The sequence below is a fragment of the Streptomyces sp. NPDC005805 genome (genome assembly GCF_040630445.1).
In the GTDB taxonomy this organism is placed as follows: Bacteria; Actinomycetota; Actinomycetes; order Streptomycetales; family Streptomycetaceae; genus Streptomyces.
The window spans coordinates 268,943-291,882 of sequence record NZ_JBEXXN010000001.1; the positions used below are offsets into that span (position 1 = coordinate 268,943).

21 protein-coding genes are annotated in these 22,940 nt (G+C 73.2%); 8 read left to right on the plus strand and 13 right to left on the minus strand.

Features of this window, described 5'->3' with window-relative positions:
- Window positions 1–112: 112 nt before the first annotated feature.
- The gene (locus tag ABZ457_RS01235) at window positions 113–1,375 is read left to right on the plus strand and encodes a M23 family metallopeptidase (RefSeq protein ID WP_359152528.1); all 1,263 of its coding nucleotides are present in this window, start codon (window positions 113–115) and stop codon (window positions 1,373–1,375) included.
- Window positions 1,376–1,430: 55 nt separating this feature from the next.
- Here ABZ457_RS01235 and ABZ457_RS01240 read toward each other — a convergent pair whose 3' ends face one another.
- The gene (locus ABZ457_RS01240; protein ID WP_359152530.1) at window positions 1,431–2,291 is read right to left on the minus strand and encodes a Cof-type HAD-IIB family hydrolase; all 861 of its coding nucleotides are present in this window, start codon (window positions 2,289–2,291) and stop codon (window positions 1,431–1,433) included.
- 268 nt (window positions 2,292–2,559) lie between these two features.
- Between ABZ457_RS01240 and ABZ457_RS01245 the strand changes: the two genes are divergently transcribed.
- A complete protein-coding gene (locus ABZ457_RS01245) occupies window positions 2,560–3,459 on the plus strand; it encodes an LLM class flavin-dependent oxidoreductase (RefSeq protein WP_359152532.1) in 900 nt (299 codons plus the stop codon).
- A 33-nt stretch (window positions 3,460–3,492) separates the two neighbouring features.
- Here ABZ457_RS01245 and ABZ457_RS01250 read toward each other — a convergent pair whose 3' ends face one another.
- The 3 genes from ABZ457_RS01250 to ABZ457_RS01260 form a co-directional block, all read right to left on the minus strand.
- Window positions 3,493–4,092: an RNA 2'-phosphotransferase gene (locus ABZ457_RS01250; protein WP_359152534.1), complete on the minus strand. Its 600-nt coding sequence runs from the start codon at window positions 4,090–4,092 to the stop codon at window positions 3,493–3,495.
- A 128-nt stretch (window positions 4,093–4,220) separates the two neighbouring features.
- Window positions 4,221–5,189 (minus strand): MerR family transcriptional regulator, encoded by a 969-nt coding sequence (locus ABZ457_RS01255; RefSeq protein ID WP_359152536.1) that lies wholly within the window; start codon window positions 5,187–5,189, stop codon window positions 4,221–4,223.
- On the minus strand, window positions 5,186–6,976 hold the full coding sequence (locus ABZ457_RS01260; protein ID WP_359152538.1) for an SDR family oxidoreductase: 1,791 nt from the start codon (window positions 6,974–6,976) through the stop codon (window positions 5,186–5,188). The genes ABZ457_RS01255 and ABZ457_RS01260 overlap by 4 nt, the downstream gene beginning before the upstream one ends.
- A gap of 305 nt (window positions 6,977–7,281) precedes the next feature.
- Between ABZ457_RS01260 and ABZ457_RS01265 the strand changes: the two genes are divergently transcribed.
- The 5 genes from ABZ457_RS01265 to ABZ457_RS01285 all read left to right on the plus strand — a co-directional run bounded on the left by ABZ457_RS01265 (window position 7,282) and on the right by ABZ457_RS01285 (window position 11,795).
- Window positions 7,282–8,256, plus strand: a complete 975-nt coding sequence (locus ABZ457_RS01265; protein WP_359152686.1) for an ABC transporter ATP-binding protein — start codon at window positions 7,282–7,284, stop codon at window positions 8,254–8,256.
- The gene (locus ABZ457_RS01270; protein ID WP_359152540.1) at window positions 8,253–9,179 is read left to right on the plus strand and encodes an ABC transporter permease; all 927 of its coding nucleotides are present in this window, start codon (window positions 8,253–8,255) and stop codon (window positions 9,177–9,179) included. The genes ABZ457_RS01265 and ABZ457_RS01270 overlap by 4 nt, the downstream gene beginning before the upstream one ends.
- Complete coding sequence (locus tag ABZ457_RS01275; protein WP_359152542.1) at window positions 9,176–10,087, plus strand: ABC transporter ATP-binding protein; 912 nt, start codon at window positions 9,176–9,178, stop codon at window positions 10,085–10,087. Before ABZ457_RS01270 ends, ABZ457_RS01275 begins: the two co-directional genes overlap by 4 nt.
- Before the next feature lie 17 nt (window positions 10,088–10,104).
- Window positions 10,105–10,824 carry an ABC transporter permease gene (locus ABZ457_RS01280; protein WP_359152544.1) on the plus strand — a complete coding sequence of 240 codons (720 nt, stop codon included), beginning with the start codon at window positions 10,105–10,107 and terminating at the stop codon, window positions 10,822–10,824.
- Between the two features lie 284 nt (window positions 10,825–11,108).
- Entirely contained in the window at window positions 11,109–11,795 is a 687-nt protein-coding gene (locus tag ABZ457_RS01285) for a hypothetical protein (RefSeq protein WP_359152546.1), read from the plus strand.
- 213 nt (window positions 11,796–12,008) lie between these two features.
- On the opposite strand, the gene ABZ457_RS01290 is transcribed toward ABZ457_RS01285, so the two are convergent.
- From ABZ457_RS01290 to ABZ457_RS01330, 9 genes are all read right to left on the minus strand, one after another.
- The gene (locus ABZ457_RS01290) at window positions 12,009–12,824 is read right to left on the minus strand and encodes an HAD family hydrolase (protein WP_359152548.1); all 816 of its coding nucleotides are present in this window, start codon (window positions 12,822–12,824) and stop codon (window positions 12,009–12,011) included.
- Window positions 12,821–14,098, minus strand: coding sequence for a serine--tRNA ligase (gene serS, locus ABZ457_RS01295; protein WP_359152550.1), 1,278 nt, complete (start codon window positions 14,096–14,098; stop codon window positions 12,821–12,823). The genes ABZ457_RS01290 and serS overlap by 4 nt, the downstream gene beginning before the upstream one ends.
- Before the next feature lie 628 nt (window positions 14,099–14,726).
- Window positions 14,727–15,668, minus strand: a complete 942-nt coding sequence (pheA, locus tag ABZ457_RS01300) for a prephenate dehydratase (protein ID WP_359152552.1) — start codon at window positions 15,666–15,668, stop codon at window positions 14,727–14,729.
- Window positions 15,669–15,784: 116 nt separating this feature from the next.
- Window positions 15,785–17,062, minus strand: a complete 1,278-nt coding sequence (gene efeB / locus ABZ457_RS01305; protein WP_359152688.1) for an iron uptake transporter deferrochelatase/peroxidase subunit — start codon at window positions 17,060–17,062, stop codon at window positions 15,785–15,787.
- A 61-nt stretch (window positions 17,063–17,123) separates the two neighbouring features.
- On the minus strand, window positions 17,124–19,211 hold the full coding sequence (locus tag ABZ457_RS01310) for a copper resistance protein CopC (protein WP_359152554.1): 2,088 nt from the start codon (window positions 19,209–19,211) through the stop codon (window positions 17,124–17,126).
- 19 nt (window positions 19,212–19,230) lie between these two features.
- Window positions 19,231–19,656, minus strand: coding sequence for a copper chaperone PCu(A)C (locus tag ABZ457_RS01315; protein ID WP_359152690.1), 426 nt, complete (start codon window positions 19,654–19,656; stop codon window positions 19,231–19,233).
- 32 nt (window positions 19,657–19,688) lie between these two features.
- A complete protein-coding gene (locus tag ABZ457_RS01320) occupies window positions 19,689–20,348 on the minus strand; it encodes an SCO family protein (RefSeq protein ID WP_359152556.1) in 660 nt (219 codons plus the stop codon).
- Window positions 20,349–20,378: 30 nt separating this feature from the next.
- On the minus strand, window positions 20,379–21,125 hold the full coding sequence (locus tag ABZ457_RS01325) for a YcnI family protein (RefSeq protein WP_359152558.1): 747 nt from the start codon (window positions 21,123–21,125) through the stop codon (window positions 20,379–20,381).
- A 124-nt stretch (window positions 21,126–21,249) separates the two neighbouring features.
- On the minus strand, window positions 21,250–22,035 hold the full coding sequence (locus ABZ457_RS01330; RefSeq protein ID WP_359152560.1) for a hypothetical protein: 786 nt from the start codon (window positions 22,033–22,035) through the stop codon (window positions 21,250–21,252).
- A 261-nt stretch (window positions 22,036–22,296) separates the two neighbouring features.
- Here ABZ457_RS01330 and ABZ457_RS01335 point away from each other — a divergent pair, with 261 nt between their 5' ends.
- Window positions 22,297–22,752: an ATP-binding protein gene (locus tag ABZ457_RS01335; protein ID WP_359152561.1), complete on the plus strand. Its 456-nt coding sequence runs from the start codon at window positions 22,297–22,299 to the stop codon at window positions 22,750–22,752.
- Window positions 22,753–22,940: the final 188 nt, after the last annotated feature.

The following is a 22,940-nucleotide window of genomic DNA, read 5'->3' on the forward strand; positions in this document are numbered from 1 at the left end:
CCCGGGAAGCGGTGCCCGTTGGGCCGGGTGGCCCCAAGGGCGCGGCGTGTCCCCGGGCCCGGTGGCGGTGCCGGGTCACGATCCGTGGATGTGCTTGAGACGCCGAGATCGGATGATCATCCTCCCGGTGGTGCTGTGCACGCTTCTGGGTGCGCCGGCGCCCGCCGCGGCCGCCGCCCGCCAGCGCCCCGCGCACGCCGTGGTGGCTGCCGACGCGACCGTGCCGGTGACCCCGGCCGCCGACCCGGAACCGCCGGCCGAGGGGCCGGGCACCCCGGAGGCGGGCGGCTCCCGGCCGGGCGGTGCGGGGGAGCAGCCGGGCCCCGGAGGTGACGCGCCGTCCGCCTCGGGCGCGGGCGGTGACACCCCGCCCGCGCCCGGCCCCGGCGGCTCCCCGGCCCCGCCCGCCCCCTCGCACGACGGCCCCGAACCGCCCACCGCCGTCGCTGTGGCGCGGCTCTACGAGGAGGCCGCGCGCGCCACCGAGCAGTACGAACGCGGCCGCCGGGCCGCCGACAAGCAGCGCGCCGCGGCGAACCGCCTCCAGGCGCGCCTCACCGTGCAGCGGGACCGGCTCGGCGCCCTGCACGACGCCCTCGGCGGGGTGGCCCGTGAGCAGTACCGCACCGGCGGCTCCCTCGCCCGGGCCGCGCGCCTGCTCCTCGTCGACGACCCGGACACCCTGTTCCGCAGCTACCACGCCGCGGCCCAGGCCGAACGCGCCCTCAACCGGCTGCTGGACGACACCCGGCGCGCGGAGCGGCGGATCGCCGGGGACGAGAAGAAGGCACGGAAGGCGTGGCGGTCCCTCGCGGTGCGCGAGGCCCGGCTCGCGGCCGTGCGGCGGGGCATCGAGACGAAACTGGAGACGGCCCAGTGGCGGCTCCAGGGCGAGGCCGACAGCAGTGTGGCCGCCGGTTCCTGCCGGGGCGCGGTCCGGCTGGAGCAGCCGCCGCTGCCGGAGAACGGCCCCGACTGGGTGGCGCCGGTGGAGCGGTACCGCCTGTCCGCCGGCTTCGACAGCACCGGGGAGCGCTGGGCCCACCGGCACACCGGGCAGGACTTCGCCGTGGGCATCGGCGCGCCGGTGCGTTCGGTGGGGGCGGGCCGGGTGGCGTCGGTGCGCTGCGGCGGCGGCTTCGGCATCGAGATCGTGGTCCAGCACCCGGGCGGCTACTACTCGCAGTACGCGCACCTCGCCGGGGTCACGGTCGACCAGGGGGAGCGGGTGCGGCCCGGGCAGTGGATCGGCCAGGCCGGTACGACCGGCAACTCCACCGGCCCGCATCTGCACTTCGAGGTGCGGCTCACCCCGCACCTCGGCTCCGGAGTGGACCCGGGGCCGTGGCTGCGGGCCCGTGGTGTGCCGCTCTGAGCAGGCGGCCGGGTCCCGCGCCGCCCGGCCTGAGCGTGCCCGGGCCCGCCCCGGCTCAGCGGTGCTGCCGCTGCCGCTCGATGATCTCCTCGATGACGACCGCGACGCCGTCCTCGTTGTTGGCCACCGTGCGCCCGGAGGCCGCCGCGACCACGTCCGGGTGGGCGTTGCCCATCGCATAGGAGGTGCCGGCCCAGGAGAGCATCTCCACGTCGTTGGGCATGTCCCCGAAGGCGACGACCTCGTCGGCGGAGATCCCGCGCTCCGCGCAGCACAGGGCGAGGGTGCTGGCCTTGCTGACGCCGAGGCCGCTCACCTCCAGCAGGGCGGTGGGGCTGGAGCGCGTGATCGAGGCGTGCCCGCCCGCGGCGACCCGGGCGGCCGTGAGGAACCCGTCGGGGGTCAGTTCGGTGTGGTGCGCCAGCAGCTTCAGCACCGGCGCGGCCTCCTCCGGCTTCTCCTCGTAGAGGAGCTTCTCCGCCGTGGCGACGGTGGCGCCGGGGTCGAGGTGGAAGGGCGGGTACTCCGGCTCGTAGTGGATGCCGGTGGAGAGCTCCACGGCGAAGGAGGTGCCGGGCACCGCGTCCCGCAGCGCCTGCACCACGTCGAGCGCGGTGGACCGGGGCAGATCGCGGACCTGGATCAGCCTGCCGCCGTCGTGCAGGTCCACGACGGCCGCGCCGTTTCCGCAGATGGCGAGACCGTGTCCGTGCACATGGTCACTGACCACGTCCATCCAGCGGGCCGGGCGGCCGGTGACGAAGAAGACCTCGATCCCGGCCTCCTCGGCCGCGGCGAGCGCGGCGACGGTCCGGTCCGAGACGGAGTTGTCGTCGCGCAGCAGCGTCCCGTCGAGATCGGTGGCGATCAGCCGGGGGACCGTGGACAGGGGCAGGGGATCGGTAGCTGAGGTCACCCGGTCATTCTTCCGTACGGGGTGCACGGGCGTGCGAGGGGGCGCACATTTGAGTGAGCGCGCGGGCACGGGCTGTGCCGGCGCACCCGGGGACGACCGGCGGAGCGGCGCCCGCCGGTCCGCGCCCCGGCCGACCCCGCCCCCGGGGCCTGCCCGCACCGGCCCGGCGAACCGTCGCCCGCCTGCCCACACCGCTCGGCGAACGCCGGCCTCATGCCTGCCCGCACCTGCCCGGCGGCCCTCGGCGCACGGGACGTACGCTCGGGGCATGCGTCTGAGCACCGTGATCCTCCCCGTCCGTCGCTGGCACGACGGCGGCCGCGCCGAGTGGGTGCGCGCCGAGCAGCTCGGCTTCCACGCGGCCTACACCTACGACCACCTGTCCTGGCGGACCTTCCGGGACGGGCCGTGGTTCGGTGCGGTGCCCACCCTGACGGCGGCTGCCGCGGCCACCGACCGGCTGCGCCTGGGCACCCTCGTCACCTCGCCGAACTTCCGGCACCCCGTGACCCTCGCCAAGGACCTGATCTCGCTGGACGACGTCTCCGACGGGCGGATCGTGCTCGGGATCGGGGCGGGCGGGGTCGGCTTCGACGCGACCGCCCTCGGGCAGGAACCGTGGTCGCCCAGGGAACGGGCGGACCGGTTCGCCGAGTTCACGGCGCTGCTCGACCGGCTGCTCACCGAGGGGGACGTCTCGCAGGAGGGGACGTACTACTCGGCCGTGGAGGCCCGCAACATCCCGGGCTGTGTCCAGCGGCCCCGGCTGCCGTTCGCGGTGGCGGCCACCGGCCCGCGCGGGCTGCGGCTGGCGGCCCGGTACGGGCAGGCGTGGGTGACGACGGGCGACCCCAAGCTCTTCGAGTCGGGGACGCCGGAGGAGTCGCGCGAGGCGCTGCGGCGGCAGGCGGACGCCCTCGCCACGGCGTGCGCGGAGATCGGCCGGGAGCCCGCCGGGATCGAGAAGATCCTGCTCACGGGGTTCACCCCGGACCGGACGCGGCCTCTGGAGTCGGTCGACGCCTTCGTCGACTTCGCGGGCCGGCACCGTGAGCTGGGCTTCACCGAGCTGGTGATCCACGCCCCGATCCCCGACTCGGACTTCGCGGTCGACCCGGACGTGTTCGAGCGGATCGCCACGGAGGGCCTGGCACAGCTCGGGGACTGAGCGGCCACGGCCCGGGCCACAGGCGGCCGCGGGCTACGCCCCGGGGAAGCGGATGTGCTCCGGGGGCACCGACGCCGTCAGCCACACCCCGTTCGCGCTGACCCGGAAGACGTGTCCGGCGCGGTGCAGGGCACCCGCGTGCACGGAGAGGACGACCGGGCGGCCGCGCCGCGCGCCCACCCGGGTCGCGGTCTCGCGGTCGGGGGAGAGATGCACGTCGTGCCTGGCCATCGGGCGCAGCCCCTCGGTACGGATCGCGTCCAGATTGCGGGCGACCGTGCCGTGGTACAGGTACTCGGGTGGCTCGGCGGGCGGCAGGCCGAGGTCCACCTCGACCGTGTGTCCCTGGTTGGCCCGGATCCGGGCGCCGTCGACGGTGAAGCGCCGCTTGTCGTTGACGGCGACGACGCGGTCGAGTTCGGCGCGGGTGAAGCGGAATCCGTGCTCGGCCGCGGCCCGCATCAGCTCGTCGATCGCCACCCAGCCCTGGGCGTCCAGGGTGATGCCGATCCGTTCCGGCTGGTGCCGCAGGTGCTTGGAGAGGTACTTCGAGACCGTCACCGTGCGGCGTGCGTCGGGCGGGGGAGCGTCGGGTCTCGGGTCCTTCGGATTCATCGGTTCCATCGGTTCCATCGGGTCAGAGTGCCGTGACGAGATCGCGGCCGCCACTCGAATTGATTTCGGTCCAAAGGTTTGATCCACAGTCAATTCGCTTTATCCACAGGTTGGTTGAGCATTCTGTGGACAACAGATCTTCCTTTTCAACCCACTTGATCAACTGTGCCGCTTTTGTGGTGCTTTGATGCCAGCCGGTCCATCACCCGTGCCCTGAGCTCCCGTTCGGTCGCGGCGGCGACGAACTCCGCGACCCCTTCGGCCCCAACAAGCCGCTCCACGCCGTCGATCACCTGGGCCGGAAGGGCGACGGAACGGGTGCCGGAAGCTGGTTCGTCCGTCTCCCCCGGAGCGAGGTGCCGGCGCAGGTGCCGTGTCGCGAACAGCTGCATGGCGCGGGCGAGTTCCGCGTCCACGGTCTGCCGTGCCAGCGGCCGGAGCCGTCGCACCACCGAGGCCGCCTCCGCCGCCTCGGCATCGCTCGGCGGCCCGTGTTCCAGATAGCGGGCGAAGACATGCTCGGTGGTGAACTCCAGGAAACGGGAGGCGATGTGCTCGACCTGGAGCCGAAGTTCCCGCAGATGCCCGGAGATCGCCCGCAGCGGCACACCCTCGGCGTGCAACTCCACTGCCACCGCCAGCTCTTGGGGACTCGGCACCAGGAACTCGTCCCGGACGCCCGGGATCCGCTCCAGCACCCCGAGCTCCACCGCCTCGGCCAGGGCCCGTTCGTCCGGTGCGCCCCCGAAGGCCGCGTCCAGTTCGGCGCGGGTGATCCGCGTCGCCTCCTCGTCCGTCCACGGGCCCTGGACCTCGGCGACGAGACCGAGCACACCGCCGAGCCCCCGCCCCGCGTCCCACGCCTCCAGCAACTCCTTGATGGAGGACAGGGTGTAGCCCCGGTCGAGCAGATCCGCGATCTGGCGCAGCCGGGTCAGATGCGCCGCCCCGTACACATTGGCCCGGCCGCGCCGCTCGGGCCTGGGCAGCAGCCCGCGGTCCTGGTAGGCGCGGATGGTGCGGACCGTGGCCCCGCTGCGGTGGGCCAGGTCCTCGATCCGGTACTCGGCGGACGGTCCCCCGGGAGCCGGGCTCTCCGCGACGGCCCCGCTCACAGCGGCGGCTGGAGCCGGGCGAGGCCGCGCAGCGCCTTCGGGGAGAGCCGCGACAGCAGCCGGGCGCCCCGGGCCTCGGGCGTCACCGGCGCCACGGCCCGGTTCCTCGCCACGGCCCGCAGCACCGCCTCCGCGACCTTCTCCGGCGGATAGTTGCGCAGCCCGTAGAGCCGGGCGGACTTCTTCTGCCGGCGCTCCTCCTCCGCCGCGTCGACCCCGGCGAAGCGGGAGGTCGAGGTGATGTTGGTGTTGACGATGCCGGGGCAGATCGCGGACACCCCGATGCCCTGGCCTGCCAGCTCCGCCCGCAGGCACTCGCTGAGCATCAGCACGGCCGCCTTCGAGGTGCTGTACGCGGGCAGGGTGCGGGACGGCAGGAACGCCGCCGCCGAGGCGGTGTTGACGATGTGGCCGCCCTGCCCGCGCTCCGCCATCTGCCGGCCGAAGAGCCGGCAGCCGTGGATCACACCCCACAGATTGACGTCCAGCACCCGCTTCCAGTCGTCCGTGCCCGTGTCCAGGAACGAACCGGCAAGGCCCACACCGGCGTTGTTGACCAGGACGTCCACCACCCCGTGCTCGGCGGCGACCCGGTCGGCGAGCTTCTCCATCGCCTGCTCGTCGCTCACGTCCACCGCCTCGGCCCAGGCCCCCGGGGCGCCTTCGCGCAGGGCCTCCTCGGCCACCCGCGCCGCGCCCTCCGCGTCCCGGTCCACCGCCACGACCCGGGCGCCGACCCGGGCGAAGGCCAGTGCCGTCGCCCGCCCGATGCCGCTGGCCGCGCCCGTGACCAGGACGAGCCGGCCGCCGAAGCGCTGCCCGTACTCCCCCTGCGCGGCCGGGGCCGCGAGCGATGTGCGCTGCTCCACGGCGCCCTCGCCCGCCTCGTGCGCGGTGATGAACTCGGATATCCACAGGGCCAGTTGATCGGGCCGGGTGCGCGGGACCCAGTGCTTCGCGGGGAGAGTGCGCCGGGTCAGCTCCGGCACCCACGCGCCCAGGTCGTCGTAGAGCCGCTCGGAGAGGAAGGCGTCCCCGGTCGGTGTGATCAGCTGCACGGGCGCATGGGCGTGCGCGTCCTCGCGAGGGTGCCGCAGCCGGGCGCGGACGTTGTCCCGGTAGAGCCAGGCGCCGTGCGCCGCGTCCTGCGGCAGGGAGGCGGTCGGGTAGTCCCCGGCGGGCACCCCCTCCAGCCTCTCCAGCATCCGGGGCCAGCGCCTGCCCAGCGGGCCGCGCCAGGCCAGCTCCGGCAGGACCGGGGTGTGGAGCATGTACACATACCAGGACTTGGCGCCCTGGCCGAGGAGTTGGCCGACCCGGCGGGGGGTGGGCCGGGACATCCGGCGTTTGATCCAGTGGCCGAAGTGGTCCAGGGACGGCCCCGACATGGAGGTGAAGGAGGCGATCCGGCCCCGGGTGCGCCCGGTCGTCACGAACTCCCAGCCCTGCACGGAGCCCCAGTCGTGCCCGACCAGATGGACCGGCCGGCCGGGGCTCACCGCGTCGGCGACGGCCAGGAAGTCGTCGGTCAGCTTGGCCAGGGTGAAGCCGCCCCGCAGCGGCTTCGGGGCCGTCGAGCGGCCGTGCCCCCGCACGTCGTAGAGGACCACATGGAAGCGGTCGGCGAGCCGGGAGGCGACCTCGGACCAGACCTCCTTGCTGTCCGGATAGCCGTGCACCAGCAGCACCGTCGGCCGTGCCGCGTCACCCAGCTCCGCGACGCACAGCTCGATGCCGCCGGTCCGGATCCGGCGCTCGCGCGCCCCCTGCAGACCCCTGGTGCCCACTGGACTCTCCCTCTCCCCGGCCCCTGCCACGGTCCGTCCCCGCCGTGCCACGAGCTGTGATCTGACACCGATGAATGTGACAATGTCCGACGGCTGCGTCAAGAGGCCCGTCCCGCCTGTGGAAAACCTCCCCGCGCAGGCCCCGCACGGCCCTCCCCGCGCACGCCCCCGCGGGCCCCGCCGCCCGCCCGCGCACCCCTGAGGTCGCACGGCCCCTACGGGCCCGTACCTCTGGAGTCGGACACGGTTCGGCCCGCGAGGCTGACGTGCGGTGTGGTGCGCGCCACTACCGTCGAAGCGTGACTGTGATCGCGACCGAAAGCCTGAGCAAGCGGTTCCCCCGGGTGACCGCGCTTGACCGGCTCTCGTTGGACATCGGCCCCGGTGTGACCGGCCTGGTGGGCGCCAACGGAGCCGGCAAGTCCACGTTGATCAAGATCCTGCTGGGTCTGTCCCCCGCCACCGAGGGCCGCGCCGCCGTGCTCGGCCTCGACGTGGCCACGAGCGGCGCCGAGATCCGCGAGCGCGTCGGCTACATGCCCGAGCACGACTGCCTGCCGCCCGACGTCTCGGCCACCGAGTTCGTCGTCCACATGGCGCGCATGTCCGGGCTCCCGCCGACCGCCGCCCGCGAGCGGACCGCCGACACCCTGCGCCATGTCGGGCTCTACGAGGAGCGCTACCGCCCCATCGGCGGCTACTCGACCGGTATGAAGCAGCGGGTCAAGCTGGCCCAGGCGCTGGTCCACGACCCGCAGCTGGTGCTGCTGGACGAGCCGACCAACGGCCTCGACCCGGTCGGCCGGGACGACATGCTGGGCCTGATCCGCCGCGTCCACACGGACTTCGGCATCTCGGTCCTCGTCACCTCCCACCTGCTGGGCGAACTGGAGCGCACCTGCGACCACGTCGTCGTGATCGACGGCGGCGCCCTGCTGCGGTCCAGCTCCACCAAGGACTTCACCCGCACCACGACCACCCTCGCGGTCGAGGTCACCGACTCCGACGCCCACCCGGACGGCACCGCCGCCCTGAGCGCGGCCCTGACCGCCGCCGGGGTCCGGCTGGCCACGAGCACCGAGGAGGGACTGCCGGGCGCGGGCCACATCCTGCTCCTGGAGGCCACCGGCGAGGAGACCTACGACGTCGTCCGGGACACGGTCGCGGGCCTCGGCCTGGGCCTGGTCCGGATGGAACAGCGCCGCCACCACATCGCCGAGGTCTTCCGGACCGAGGCGCAGGAGGCGGCCGAGGGGAGCATGGAGGTGCAGTCCCGGTGAGCACGCACACCCCCGGAACACCCACGTCGCGCGCCGGCGGCGCCCCCGACGCGACGCGTATCCACAACATCGGCTACCGCCACTACGACGGCCCCCGGCTGGGCCGCGCCTACGCCCGCCGCTCGCTGTACGCGCAGTCGCTGCGCGGGGCGTTCGGCCTGGGCCGCTCGGCGAAGTCCAAGGTCCTGCCGATGATCCTGATGGGCATCATGATCCTGGTGGCGGCGATCATGGTCGCGGTGGCGGTCGCGGTGCCCAACACCACCGAACTCCCGGTGGAGTACACCCGCTACGCCATCGTGATGCAGGCCCTGATCGCGCTCTTCCTCGCCGCGCAGGCCCCGCAGTCCGTCTCCCGCGACCTGCGCTTCAAGTCGGTTCCGCTGTACTTCTCGCGCCCCATCGAGCGGGTGGACTACGTGGTGGCCAAGTTCGCGGCGATGGCCTCGGCCCTCTTCGTCCTCACCGGCGTGCCGCTGGTGATCCTCTATCTGGGCGCGCTGCTGGCCAAGTTCGACTTCGCCGACCAGACGAAGGGCTTCGCGCAGGGCATGGTCTCCGTGGCGCTGCTCTCCCTCCTCTTCGGCGGGATCGGGCTGGTGCTCGCCGCGCTCACCCCGCGGCGCGGCTTCGGCGTGGCGGCGGTCATCGCCACCATGACGATCACCTACGGCGCCGTCTCCACCGTCCAGGCCATCGCCTTCGAGACCGGCTCGCCGGGTGTGGTGGAGTGGCTGGGCCTGTTCTCGCCGGTGACGCTGATCGACGGCGTGCAGACCGCGTTCCTGGGCGCGACCTCCGCGTTCCCGGGCGGGCAGGGGCCGGGTGCGGGCGTCGGCGCCGTCTATCTGGCGGTCGTCCTCGCGCTGGTCGCCGCCTCGTACGGCGTCCTGATGCGCCGCTACCGAAAGGTCGGACTGTGACCACCATCGAGATCGCGAACACCTCACGGTGGTTCGGCAACGTCGTCGCCGTCAACGACGTCACGATGACGATCGGGCCCGGCGTCACCGGGCTCCTCGGCCCGAACGGCGCCGGGAAGTCCACCCTGATCAACATGATGGGCGGCTTCCTCGCGCCCTCCACCGGCACCGTCAGCCTCGACGGGAAGCCGATCTGGCGCAACGAGTCGGTCTACCGGCACATCGGCGTGGTCCCCGAGCGGGAGGCCATGTACGACTTCCTCACCGGTGAGGAGTTCGTCGTCGCCAACGCCGAACTCCACGGCCTGGACGCCCGGGCCGCGCGGACGGCGCTCGCCACGGTCGAGATGGAGTACGCGCAGGACCGCAAGATCGGTACGTACAGCAAGGGCATGCGGCAGCGCGTGAAGATGGCCTCCGCGCTGGTGCACGACCCCTCGGTGCTGCTGCTGGACGAGCCGTTCAACGGGATGGACCCGCGCCAGCGGATGCAGCTCATGGACCTGCTGCGGCGGATGGGGGCGGACGGCCGGACCGTGCTGTTCTCCTCGCACATCCTGGAGGAGGTCGAGCAACTCGCCTCGCACATCGAGGTGATCGTCGCCGGCCGGCACGCGGCGAGCGGCGACTTCCGGCGGATCCGCCGCCTGATGACGGACCGGCCGCACCGCTATCTGGTGCGCTCCAGCGACGACCGCGCGCTCGCGGCGGCGCTGATCGCGGACCCGTCGACGGCCGGGATCGAGGTCGACGTGACCGAGGGCGCGCTGCGCGTGCAGGCGGTGGACTTCGGCCGGTTCACGGAACTGCTGCCGAGGGTCGCGCGGGAGCACTCCATCCGGCTGCTGACGGTCTCGCCCTCCGACGAGTCCCTCGAATCGGTCTTCTCCTACCTCGTGACGGCCTGAAAGGAGCGGTGACACAGATGTACAACCCCACAGTCGCCCGGCTCACCTACCGGGGCGTCCTCGGCAGGCGGCGGGCCGCGGTGCTGTTCGTCCTCCCGGCCGTGCTCATCATGATCGCGGTCGCGATCCGGACCTTCAACGGGCCGGACGACCAGATCGCCGCCGATGTCCTCGGCGGGTTCGCGCTCGCCACGATGGTGCCGCTGATCGGCGTGATCGCGGGCACCGGCTCGATCGGCCCGGAGATCGACGACGGCTCGATCGTCTACCTCCTCTCCAAGCCGGTGAAGCGCTCGGAGATCATCTTCACCAAGCTGATCGTGGCGACCGCGGTCACGATGGCGTTCTCGGCGGTGCCGACCTTCGTCGCGGGCTTCATCCTGAACGGCAACGGCCAGCAGGTGGTGATCGCCTACACGGTCGCCGCGCTGGTCGCCTCGATCGCGTACAGCGCGCTCTTCCTGCTGCTGGGCACGGTGAGCCGGCACGCGGTGGTGATCGGCCTGGTCTACGCGCTGGTCTGGGAGACCCTCTTCGGCAGCCTGGTCCCGGGCGCGCGGACCCTGAGCGTCCAGCAGTGGTCGCTCTCCCTGGCCGAACGCATCGCGGGTGACGGCCTGATCGGCTCCGACGTCGGCCTCCCGGCCGCGGTCGCCCTCCTGGCCGGCGTCACGATCGCCGCGACCTGGTACGCGGGCCAGAAACTCCGCGGCCTCACCCTCGCGGGCGAGGAGTGACCACCCGCGCCGCCTGAGCCGCGCCCACGCCGCCCGGCCCCGCCTTTCCGGCGCGGGGCCGGGCGTTCGCGTGACTGTGCGCTTATCGGTTCGTTGTCCACCGTGCGTGGAGGCAACTGGAGTGAGCAGCGTCGAGCGTTCGTGAAGTCGGGGATTGCCGGTACCGGGTGCGAGGGATCTCGCCGGGCCGGTCATTGAGTGGATTGCACCGTGAGCCGACCTCCACCCCTGTGCCCGGGGTCAGGGCCGTCCATGAACGGTTTCCGCCAACGGAAGGCACGACCATGCCACCAGAAGGTGTTCTGCTCGAATCGCGCGCGATGCGCGACAGCGTCAACGGGCGGGTCGAGGCGCTCGACAAGGTGAAGGCTCTGCGGCTGCTGCCGGACGGCGTCCATGTGTCCACAGACGGGGTCGCGGCGTACTACGAAGTATCCACAGAGGTCGTGCGACAGATGGCGTCACGGCATCGGGAGGAGCTCGCCGGGAACGGGATGCGGGTGCTGCGAGGCTCTGAGCTGCGCGAATATCAGAGTGACAACATGTCACTCTCATCTGGCGGCCCTGGAAGTTATCCACAGCGCCGGTCCGGGCTCACCCTCTTCACCCGCCGCACCGTGCTCAACGTCGGCATGCTCCTGCGCGACAGCGACATCGCGCGGCGGGTGCGGGCCTATCTGCTCGACGCCGAGGAGGGGTGGCGTGACAGCCATGCCTCACTCGACCGCCGGGTCACCGAGACCGAGCGCGGGCTCGCCGGGGTCGGGGCCGCGCTCCAGGAGCTGGGGCCCGTGCTGCAGCGGATGTCGCTGCGGCTGGACAGTCTGGACCGGCGGCTCGACGCCACCAACCGGGTGGTCGGGGCGATGAGCAGCAGGCTGTGCGAGCTCTCCGACGACATGATCCGGATGGACGCCCGGATGGACGACGCCGTCCGGCAGTTGAGGGAGCTGCGCCGGCGGCGGCGCTGACACCGGCGGGTGGCGCCGCCGCGGGTCGCCGACCCGCGGCGGCGCCACCCGGCACGCCCGCCGGGATATTCGGTGGCGTCGAACTGGTGTGCGCGGCACAGTGGGCGAACCGGTGCACAGTGCCACAGCGCGCGGCGCCGGGCACGGGGCCGGGGCGGCCGCTTCGAGCGCGCGGTTGCGCGGGCCGCCCCCGCCCCGGGTCGGTCGGCGGGCTCAGGCACCGGCGAGCAGGTGTTCCAGGACGACGGCGATGCCGTCGTCGTCGTTGGACGCGGTGACCTCGTGGGCCACGGCCTTGAGTTCGTCGTGTGCGTTCGCCATCGCCACACCGTGCGCCGCCCAGCCGAACATCGGGATGTCGTTGGGCATGTCGCCGAAGGCGATCGTGTCGGCCGCCCGCAGGCCCAGGCGGCGGGCCGCCAGGGAGAGGCCCGTCGCCTTGCTCAGGCCGAGCGGCAGGATCTCCACTATCCCCGCGCCCGCCATCACCACATCCACCAGGCTGCCGACGGTCTCCCGCGCCACCGCGGCGAGTTCGTCGTCGCCGAGGGTGGGGTGCTGGATGTAGACCTTGTTCAGCGGCGCGGCCCACAGGTCGGACGGCTCCCGCATCGGGACGTAGGGCAGCGGGCCCTCCTGGGCGCGGTAGCCGTCGCCGATGAGGACGTCGCCGTCCAGCCCGTCCCGGCTCGCGGCGAGCAGCAGCGGGCCGACCTCCGCCTCGATCTTGGAGAGGGCGAGCCCGGCAAGCTGCCGGTCCAGGGTCACCGAGGTGAGCAGCCGGTGCTCGCCCGCGTGGTAGACCTGCGCGCCCTGTCCGCAGACCGCCAGCCCCTGGTAGCCGAGGTCGTCCAGGATGTGCCGGGTCCACGGCACCGCGCGCCCGGTGACGACGATGTGCGCGGCGCCCGCCGCGGTGGCCGCGGCGAGCGCGTCACGGGTGCGCTGCGAGACGGTGTCGTCCGCCCGGAGCAGCGTGCCGTCGAGATCGGTCGCGACGAGGCGGTACGGGAAGGTGCCGGCGCTCACTTGGCGATCGGCTCCAGCACCTCGCGGCCGCCCAGATACGGGCGCAGCACCTCGGGCACCCGCACCGAACCGTCGGCGAGCTGGTGGTTCTCCAGGATCGCCACGATCGTCCGCGGTACGGCGCACAGGGTGCCGTTGAGCGTCGCCAGCGGCTGCACCTTCTTGCCGTCGCGCATCCGGACCGAGAGCCGGCGGGCCTGGAAGCTGTCGCAGTTCGACGCGGAGGTCAGCTCGCGGTACTTGCCCTGGGTCGGGATCCACGCCTCGCAGTCGAACTTGCGGGAGGCGGACGACCCGAGGTCGCCCGAGGCGACGTCGATCACCTGGAACGGCAGCTCCAGGCCGGTCAGCCACTGCTTCTCCCACTCCAGGAGCCGCTTGTGCTCGGCCTCGGCGTCCTCCGGCGCGACATAGGAGAACATCTCCACCTTGTCGAACTGGTGAACGCGGAAGATGCCCCGGGTGTCCTTGCCGTAGGTACCGGCCTCGCGGCGGAAGCAGGGCGAGAAGCCCGCGTACCGCAGCGGCAGCTTGTCCGCCTCGACGATCTCGTCCATGTGGTACGCGGCGAGCGGGACCTCGGAGGTGCCGACCAGGTAGTAGTCGTCCTTCTCCAGGTGGTACACGTTCTCCGCGGCCTGGCCGAGGAAGCCGGTGCCCTCCATGGCGCGCGGGCGGACCAGCGCGGGGGTGAGCATCGGGACGAAGCCGGCCTCGGTGGCCTGCGCGATCGCCGCGTTGACGAGGGCGAGTTCGAGCAGGGCGCCCACGCCCGTCAGGTAGTAGAAGCGCGAGCCGGAGACCTTGGCGCCGCGCTCGACGTCGATGGCGCCCAGCGCCTCGCCCAGCTCCAGGTGGTCCTTCGGCTCGAAGCCCTCGGCGCCGAAGTCGCGGATGGTGCCGTGCGTCTCCAGGACGACGAAGTCCTCCTCGCCGCCGACCGGGACGTCCTCGTGGACCAGGTTGCCGAGCTTCAGCAGCAGGCTCCGGGTCTCCTCGTCCGCGTCGTTCTGCGCGGCCTCGGCGGCCTTGACGTCGGTCTTGAGCTGCTCGGCCTTCTTGAGCAGCTCGGCCCGCTCCTCGGGGGACGCCTTGGGGATCAGCTTGCCGAGCGACTTCTGCTCGGAGCGCAGCTCGTCGAAGCGCAGGCCCGAGGACCTCCGCTGCTCATCGGCGGAGAGCAGGGCGTCGACGAGGTCGACGTCCTCTCCACGGGCGCGCTGGGAGGCGCGGACACGGTCGGGGTCCTCACGGAGCAGACGAAGGTCAATCACCCCACCAGGCTACCGGTGCCGACTCGGGCCACCCCACCGCATATTGCCACGCGTGTCGCTTTGTCCGAATTGCTCGCATTGATAGAAAAGCCGCGGGGAATCGTCCCTGGCGGCGACCGTGATCGTTTTCCAGGGAAAGGGAACGTTTTCCCGCTTCACGGCCGGTCCGCCGGCCGGCCCCCCGGCGGCGCACGGTTCGCGTCGGCGTCCGTATCCCGGGGCATCCCGGGACTGCTTGTCCACAGGAGGGTCGGCGCTCCGGAAAGTTATCCACAGGCTGTGCGGCGATCCTGTGGACCAAGGAATTGATCATTCCGAGGTCCGGCTTCGAGTGAGGGATTCCTGGTTCAAACCGCGTTCGCGCACTCATTCGGGTGGGAATTCCTCGTCCTAAAGAGTTGATCGCGTGAATTGGGGTGACAAAGTCACCCTCCGACTCCCTGGGCGGACTGGGTGGCGAGGGCCGATTTGTCGACCGTGCGGTGGTCTCCGCCTCAACCCGTGTCGACTTGTCCCCAGGTCGAGAACCGGGCCTGTGGATAAGTTTTGTGGATAACGAAAATCAGCAGGTAGGACCGGTTCCGGTCGCCTGGGCCATCGCCTGCGCCCGGTCCCGCCGGAACCCGGCTCAGCCCTCCGCGCGCCCGTCCTGGCAGCGCGCCAGCCAGTCCGACGCCTCGGTGAACTCCGCGTCCGAGGTCCCCGCGCGCAGAGGCCGCACATCCTGCCGCGCCACTCCCGCCCGCGGGTACGAGCCGAGAAAACGCACCTTGGGGCAGATCCGCTTGAGCCCCATCAGGGCCTCCCCCACCCGCCGGTCGGAGATGTGCCCCTCCGCGTCCACCGCGAAGCAGTAGTTGCCGATCCCCGCGCCCGTCGGCCGGGACTGGATCAGCATCAGGTTGACCCCGCGCACCGCGAACTCCTGGAGGAGTTCCAGCAGCGCACCCGGGTGGTCGTCGCCGAGCCAGATCACCACGGAGGTCTTGTCCGCGCCGGTGGGCGCGGCCGGCCGGGCGGGCCGGCCCACCAGCACGAAGCGGGTCTCCGCGTTCTGCGCGTCGTGGATCTCCGTGACCAGGGGCTCAAGACCGTACGTCGCCGCGGCGAACTCGCCCGCGAAGGCCGCGTCGTACCGGCTCTCCTGCACCAGGCGGGCCCCGTCCGCGTTGGACGCCGCCGACTCCCAGAGGGCGTCCGGCAGATGGGCCCGCAGCCAGTTGCGCACCTGGGGCTGGGCGACCGGGTGACCGGTGACGGTCTTGATCCCGGCCAGCTCGGTGCCGGGCCGCACCAGCAGGGCGAAGGAGATCGGCAGCAGCACCTCGCGGTAGATCATCAGGGGCTCGCCCGCCGCGAGTTCGTCGAGGGTGGCGGTGACACCGCCCTCCACCGAGTTCTCGATCGGCACCAGGGCCGCCGCGGCCTCACCGGCCCGCACGGCGTCCAGCGCCGCGGGGACGGAGACCATCGGGACGAGTTCCCGGGTGGCGGCCTCGGGGAGCGTGCGCAGGGCGGCCTCGGTGAAAGTGCCCTCGGGACCCAGATACGTGAAGCGCGTGGCGGACATACCCGTCACCCTAGGGCCTGTCCCGGGGATTCCGCCGTGCCGTCCGGCGCCCGGACAGGCCCGGCGTTCGGACCGCTGCCCGGACAGGCCCAGCGCTGAGGGCCCCCGGCCCCGGCTCAGCCCTCCAGCAGCCGCTGGCCCACGTACTCGCCCGCCGCCGGGGCGCCCGGCACCGCGAAGAGCCCGCTCGCCTCGTGCCGGATGAACGGCGAGAGCGCGTCCCCGCGGTCGAGCTTGCGCTGCACCGGCACGAAGCCGCGCAGCGGGTCGGCCTGCCAGCAGACGAAGAGGAGCCCCGCGTCCGGCGTCCCGTCCGCCGCGATCCCGTCGTGGAAGGAGAACGGCCGCCGCAGCATCGCCGCGCCGCCGTTCTGCTCGGGCGCCGAGATCCGGGCGTGGGCGTTCGCCGGGACCACCGGCTTGCCGTCCGCTCCCGTCGCGTCGAGGTCGGGCTCGGTGGTCTCGGTACCGCCGGTCAGCGGCGCGCCGTCGGACTTGCGCCGTCCGATCACCTTCTCCTGCTCGCCGAGGGAGAGCTTCTCCCAGTCGTCCAGCAGCATCCGGATCCGCCGGAACACCGCGTACGAACCCCCCGCCATCCAGGCCGGGTCGGCCGAGGACGGCACGAACACCCGCTGGGCGAAGTCCGGTTCGGAGGGCTTCGGGTTGCCGGTGCCGTCGACCTGGCCCATCAGGTTGCGGGCCGTCATGGGCTTGGCGGTGGCCCCCGGGGAGCGGTTGAAGCCGGTCATCTGCCAGCGCACCCGGGCCGCTTCGCCCGCCGCCTTCTGGAGGGCGCGCAGCGCGTGGAAGGCGACCAGCGCGTCGTCCGCGCCGATCTGCACCCACAGATCGCCCTCGGACCGCTTCGTGTCCAGGGCGTCCGCCGAGAAGGCCGGCAGCGGGTCGAGCTGTACGGGCCGGGCCGTGACCAGGGAGGTGCGGTCGAAGAAGGTGCGGCCGAAGCCGAAGGTGACGGTCAGCGAGGACGGCCCCGCGTCGAGGGCGATCCCGGTGTCGCCGTCCGCCGCGGGCCGGCCCGCCATCAGCTCCCCGGCCAGCGCGGACCAGCGCCGCATCAGCGCCGCGGCCTCCCGCCGTCCGGCGCCCGGGGCCAGGTCGAAGGCGACCAGATGCCCGTGCGCCTGCTGGGGGTCGGTGATCCCCGCCTGGTGCCGGCCCCCGTCGCCCCGGTGGAAGGGGACGGCGGTGGAGCCGACCGTGGTGAGCGCGGCCGGGTCGGTCCGCGTACCCGCCCAGGCCGCCGCGCCGCCGGCCGCGCCCAGGACGAGCCCGGTCGCACCGGCGGCCCCCGCGGTGCCGAGCAGCCGCCGGCGGGAGACGCCGGTCTCCGCCGCGGGCCCCGGGTCGGGGGCGGCGGCGGAGTCGGTCACGGTGGTGTCCGTGGTGCCCCGGGTGCTCTTCGGGGCCTTGGCGCGGTCTTTCACGGGTGGTTCAGCCGATCTTGATGTTCTTGTCGACGGTGGCCTGGTCGATGTCGGAGGTCCGCACGGTGACCTTCACCTGCCAGGTGCCGGGCATCGGGATCTGGACGGAGTTCGCGCTCCAGTGTCCCGCGGTCACGCGGTCGGGGGTGATCGGCAGCGGGCCGATCTGCTCCGCCTTCAGCGTGAACGACACCTTCAGCTCCTCGGCGTCGAGCGGTTTGCCGCCGGACGCCTCGGTCCAGACGTGCATCTCGTTGGAGCCCGGCTGGGCGGGGTCGAGAGTGAGCCGGATGGTGCCCTTGCCGCCCACACCGCCGGTGTCGAAGGGCAGCTTGAACTCGGCGGGGCCGGTGGGCGCGGCGGGGGCCGCCCGGCCGGTGCCGGCGAGACCGGCCTCCTCCTCGGTGCGGCCCGGTTCGGTCGAGGTGAGCACGGTGGTCACCGCGAGGATCACGACCGCGATGCCCGCCTCGGCGAGGACGGTGCGGCGCAGCCCGGACCGTTCGGTGTCGGCGTCCCGGGTCCGCCGTCGCTCGGCGGTCGCCACGGCGGCCCGCTGACGGGCCAGTTGGGCGGCCCGCTTCGGGTCGGCCCCGTCGTTCCCCGCGTCCGCGGCCGCGTCCGAGTCGGGGGCCGCGTCCGGGCCGGCCATCGCGTCCGCCTCGCCCTCTGCCACCGAAGCCTTCGCCGCGCCCGCGTCGCCCGCGTCGGCCTCGTCCGCCTCCGAGGCCCGGTCCCCCAGGTCAGCCCGGTCCGCACCCGTCCCGCCCGACCCCGGGGCGCCCGCCCCCACGGCCACCGCCGCCGCCGTCTGCTTCACCGCCGCCACCGGCACCTCGGACAGCCGCCGGGTCCACCGCCGCGACAGCCAGGCGACGCCCACCAGCACCGCCACCAGCGCGATCTTGATGAGCAGCAGTTGCCCGTAGCGGGTCCCGGTCAGCGCAGACCAGGAGCCGACCTGCCGCCAGGACTGGTACACCCCGGTCGCGGCCAGCACGGCGACACTCCAGAACGCGGCCGCCGAGAACCGCTCCACCGCCGACCGCTCCACCGCGTCCGAGCGGTACAGCGCGGTCAGCAGGGTCGCGAGGCCGCCGAACCAGACGGCCACCGCCAGCAGATGCAGCACATCCACCGGCATCGCCAGCCCGGACTGGATGCCCGTGGACGCGTGCTCGGAGAGCGCCCAGGTCGCCGCGATGCCCGCGGCCACCACCGTGCCGCCCGTCGCGAGCCCGAAGCCCAGGTCTCGCTTCTCCGCCGGGTCCTCGCGCCGCGCGTACGCCCCGAAGAGCACGGCCACGAACAGCGCCGCCGCCCCGAGCAGCAGCAGCCGGGACATCAGCGCCGCCCCGGTCTTGGTCTCCAGCACCTCCCCGAGCGCCCCCAGGTCGGTGATGCCCCCGAGCCCGCCGGATGTGGTGTACGGGCCGCGCAGCAGCAGCATCGCCAGCGTGGCGGCGGTCAGCGTCACCCACCCCTGCACGACCAGCCGCTGCACCGGGCGCACCGAGGCGCCGCGCGGCCAGCACAGCAGGATGAAGGCCGCGCCGCCCGCGAGGACGGTGAAGCCCGCGTAGGCCGCGTACCGGGCGATGCCGTACAGCACGCCGACGGCGCCGCCGCCGGCCTCCTGCTGCGGCACGGCGACCGTGGTCTTCGACGGGGCGCCGATGGAGAAGGTGAAGGCGCCCGCGATGGGGTGGCTGTCGGCGGAGACGGCCCGCCAGGCCACCGTGTAGGTGCCGTCGGGCAGCCCGGCGAGCAGGCTCACCCCGTACTTGACGGTGCCGCCGGTGCCGAGGTCGCGCACGTCCCTCTTGTCGGCCCGCTTGCCGCTCGGTTCGAGGACCCGGATCGCGTCGTCCCCGACGGCGATCTGCTCGGAGAAGGTGAGCGTGATCTCCTTCGGCGCGGTGGCCACCACCGCCCCGTCCGCCGGGTCGGTCGACAGCAGCGCGGCGTGCGCGGACGCGGGGCCCGCGCCCGCCAGCAGGGCGCCGATGACCGAGCCCAGCAGCAGGGCCGCGGCCAGCAGCAGCCGTATCGCCGCCGCCGGTCCGGAGCGCGGGACGGTGGTGGTGGTCGTCATGCGATCAGTCCCTCACTGCTCAGTGCTGCGGGTTGTAGGTCGCCGCCTTGACGGGGACGTCCACGGTGATCGGGTCCGACGTCTCGAAGTGCAGCTCCACGGAGACCGTGTCGCCTTCCTTCGGCCGCTCCTTCAGGGCCATGAACATGATGTGGTTGCCGCCGCGTTCGAGGTCCAGGGAGCCGTCGGCGGGCACGTCGAACGACGTCACCTGCCGCATCTTCTGGTCCTTCGTCTCGTGGATCTGGACGTCGTCCGAGAGCTCGCTGGTGACGGAGGTCAGCTTGTCGCCCGCACCGCCGGTGTTCTCGACGGTGAGGAAGCCGGCCGCCATGTCGCTCACGGGCTGCGGCATGAACGCGCCGCTGACCTTGAGTTCCGGTTCGCCAGAGCCGGAGTTGGAGCAGCCCGCGAGGACCAGGGGCGCGGCGACGGCGGCGGCCAGGGCGAGGCGGAGCCGGGGGAGGCGCGGGCGGGTCACGGCTTCGCCCCCTTCACGAGCTTCGGCAGGTCCTTGGTCCACTCGTCGACCGAGGTGTCCTCGCCGTAGAGCGCGTACCCCTCGTCCGTCTCGGGGGAGAAGGCGACGACCTGCGCGCCGTGCATGGACACGACGTCGCCGTTCTTGTCCTTCGTCGGCGCCTCGATGCCGATGCCCATCGAGCGGGCGCCCGCCTGGATGTCGGCGAAGTCGCCGGTCAGGCCGATGAACGAGGCGTCGCCCGCGCTCGGCAGCCACTTGGCGAGTTCGGCGGAGGTGTCGCGCTCGGGGTCGGTGGTGACGAAGACGACCTGGAGGCGCTCCTGGTCGGCCTTGGGCAGGGCCTTCCGGGCGGTCGCCAGGTTGCTCATCGTCAGCGGGCAGACGTCCGGGCAGTGGGTGTAGCCGAAGTAGACCAGGGTCGGCTTCCCCTTGGTCTCCTTCCGCAGGTCGAAGCTCTTCCCGCGGGTGTCGGTGAGGACCAGGTCCGGCTTGGTGAACGGGTCGTCCAGCACGGTCGCGGCCTTGGTCTTCGGCTCGGCCGAGATCTCGAAGCCGGACTCGGACTTCTTGTCCTCCGCGCCGGTGGAGCAGGCGGAGAGGGTCAGGCCCGCGGCCGCGAGGAGCGCGGCCGCGAGCAGGTTCTTCTTGCGCATCAGTGCAGTTCCAGACGTGGGGTACGGGGCTCAGGAGGCGCGGCGGCGGCCGGCCAGCACACCGAAGGCCACACCGGCGGCGCCGACGACGATGCCGACCACGGCGAGGACACGGGCGGTCGAGTCGCTGCCGGAGGAGGCGGCGGCCTTCTCGGTGTGCTCGCCGTCCTCGGTGTGCCCGGCGTTCTTGTCGTCGGCCTCGGCGTCCTTGCCGGCCGCGCCGCCGCCGTGGTGGTCGTCGGAGGCGGCGGACAGGGCCAGCACGGGGGCGGGGGACTCGGGCTCCTCGCCGCCCTCGACCGGCTCCTCGATCCAGCGCACGACCTCCTTGTTGTCGTACGTCTGGAGGGCCTTGAAGACGAGCCGGTCGGCGTCCTCGGGCAGTGCGCCGAGGGAGACCGGGAACTGCTGGAAGAAGCCGGGCTCGATCTTCGAACCGTCCGAGGTCCAGGTGATCTTGGTGGCGGCCTCGGTGATCTCCCGGCCGTGCACCTTCAGCGGCTTCTCCAGCTTGCTCTTGGTGACCTCGGCCTTCCAGCCCGGCACGGCCTGCGGCGAGACGGAGGCGATCGGGTGCTCGGCGGGCAGCGTGACCTCGACCTTCACGGTCGAGGCGTTGTCGCGCTCGTTCGGGACCTTGAAGTTGACGGTGGCGTAGCCGCCCTTGGCGGCCTCGCCCTGCGGCTGGACGCTGACATGGGCGAAGGCGGTGCCGGACAGGGCCACGACGGAGACGGCGGCGACAGCGGCAGCGGCGGCGACGCGGGAAACGTTCATGCGGGAACACACTCCACGGTGAGGAGAGAAGCGAGGACGTGCCGCGCGCGGGCACACGCGGACACGGCACCCGGGCACGGATGTGCACGGGTACGGCGGCTCCGCTCCCGTCGAGCGGGCCGCGTCAGGCGACGAGCGTGTATACGTGCGGCGGGCCGCGCCTGATCACCGTGTGCAGGAGTGCCTCGCGCCGCCGCGGGGCCGGGGGCCCGTCCCCGCCGGCCGGCACCCGGGCCGCGACGGGCCCGGTGAGCGGCCCGCCGCGCAGCGCGCGGACGAGGGCGAGGGCGGTCCGCAGGGCGCGCAGCCGTGCGGTGGCGACCAGCCCGTGGGCCGAGCCGGTGGAGAGCGCCATCAGGCGCAGCAGGGCGGTGTCGCCACGGCGCAGCAGCAGGCCGGTCGCGATCGCGGCCAGCAGGTGCGCGAGCAGCATCGCGAGCGAGGGGGCGCCGGTGGCGGCCGCGGCGGCCTCCGCGCCGTGCGCGTGGGCGCCGTGCACCGCGGTGGCCGGGTCGATCCCGGCGGTGGTGACGATGCGGCGGGCGTCGGTCGCCGTGATGGTGGCGGGGCCCGCCCCGCACATCAGCTTCGCGGCGATCGCGATGAGTGCCTCGTCCGCCGTCCGCGCGAGCTGGAGCCGGGTCTGCGAGAGCCCGAACAGGGTGTGCAGACCGAGCTGTCCGGCGGTGAGCACCAGGGCGATGGCGGGCAGTGAGCGCTGTCGTCCCGTGAACGGCACGACCAGCGCGAACACCCCGGCGAAGGCGGCGGCGAGGGTCCACAGCGGCACCGCCTCGCAGGCGGCGAGCACATGCCCGGTCCCGGACAGCACGACACAGACCGCGGTGAACACCGCGGCCCTCAGGAGCCGCAGCCCGGCTCCGGTGCGTACGTGGCGCGTGGACGACATGGCCGGGTCATCATCGCACTGCCCCCTCGGGGCCCGTGCGGCAGGTCCGGAAGATCCGGTTTGCCGCCCGGGTGCGGGTCGTGCGCAGGTCGGGGTGGTGGGCGGTGGTTTCGGGCCCGCCGGGGGAACGTCCGGGGGGCATACACGCACCTCCCCGGCCGCGCATCCGCCGAACGAGCGCTGTCGGTCTTCGCGGGCTTACCCCCGGGTGACTCGGGCAATACGTATCGGTATGTCGAGCCGCGACCAGGAGGCTGGAGCATGAGCATCTGGTGGTCACTCCGTCTGCGGCGCGACGCTGCCAGCGTGCCCCTGGCCCGGCGACTGCTGCTGGGCGCCATGGAGACCGCGGGCGTCGACCCGGACATCTCCTTCGACCTGTCGGTCGCCCTCACCGAGGCGTGCGCCAACGCGGTCGAGCACGGCGGGCCGACGGGTGCGGGGAGCGGTGGCGCGGAGGAGTACCGGGTCACGGCGTACCTGGACGGCGAGAAGTGCCGTATCGAGGTCTCGGACTCCGGGCCCGGTTTCAGCCCGCGCCCGGAGTCCCCGCATGAACGCCGGCCGTCCGCGTCGGCGGAGAGCGGCCGGGGCCTGTGCCTGATCGAGCAGCTCGCGGACCATGTGCATGTGCGGAGCCGACCGGGGGTCGGGGCGGTGGTCAGCTTCGACAAAATGCTGAAGTGGCGCGACGACGCGCCCCTCGCCGTCGTCTGACCGGGCCCACCTCCCGGCCCCGGCCCACTCAGCCCTGACCGGGCCCCGGCTTTCCGGCACCGCCCGGCCCCGACCACCCAGCCCCGCCGGCGTTAGAGGCGCGGGGTCCGGGGCGGAGCCCTGGCGTACCGGGCTCAGCTTTCCGCCTCTACCCGAGCCCGGACCCACCCAGCCCCGCGGGCGCTAGA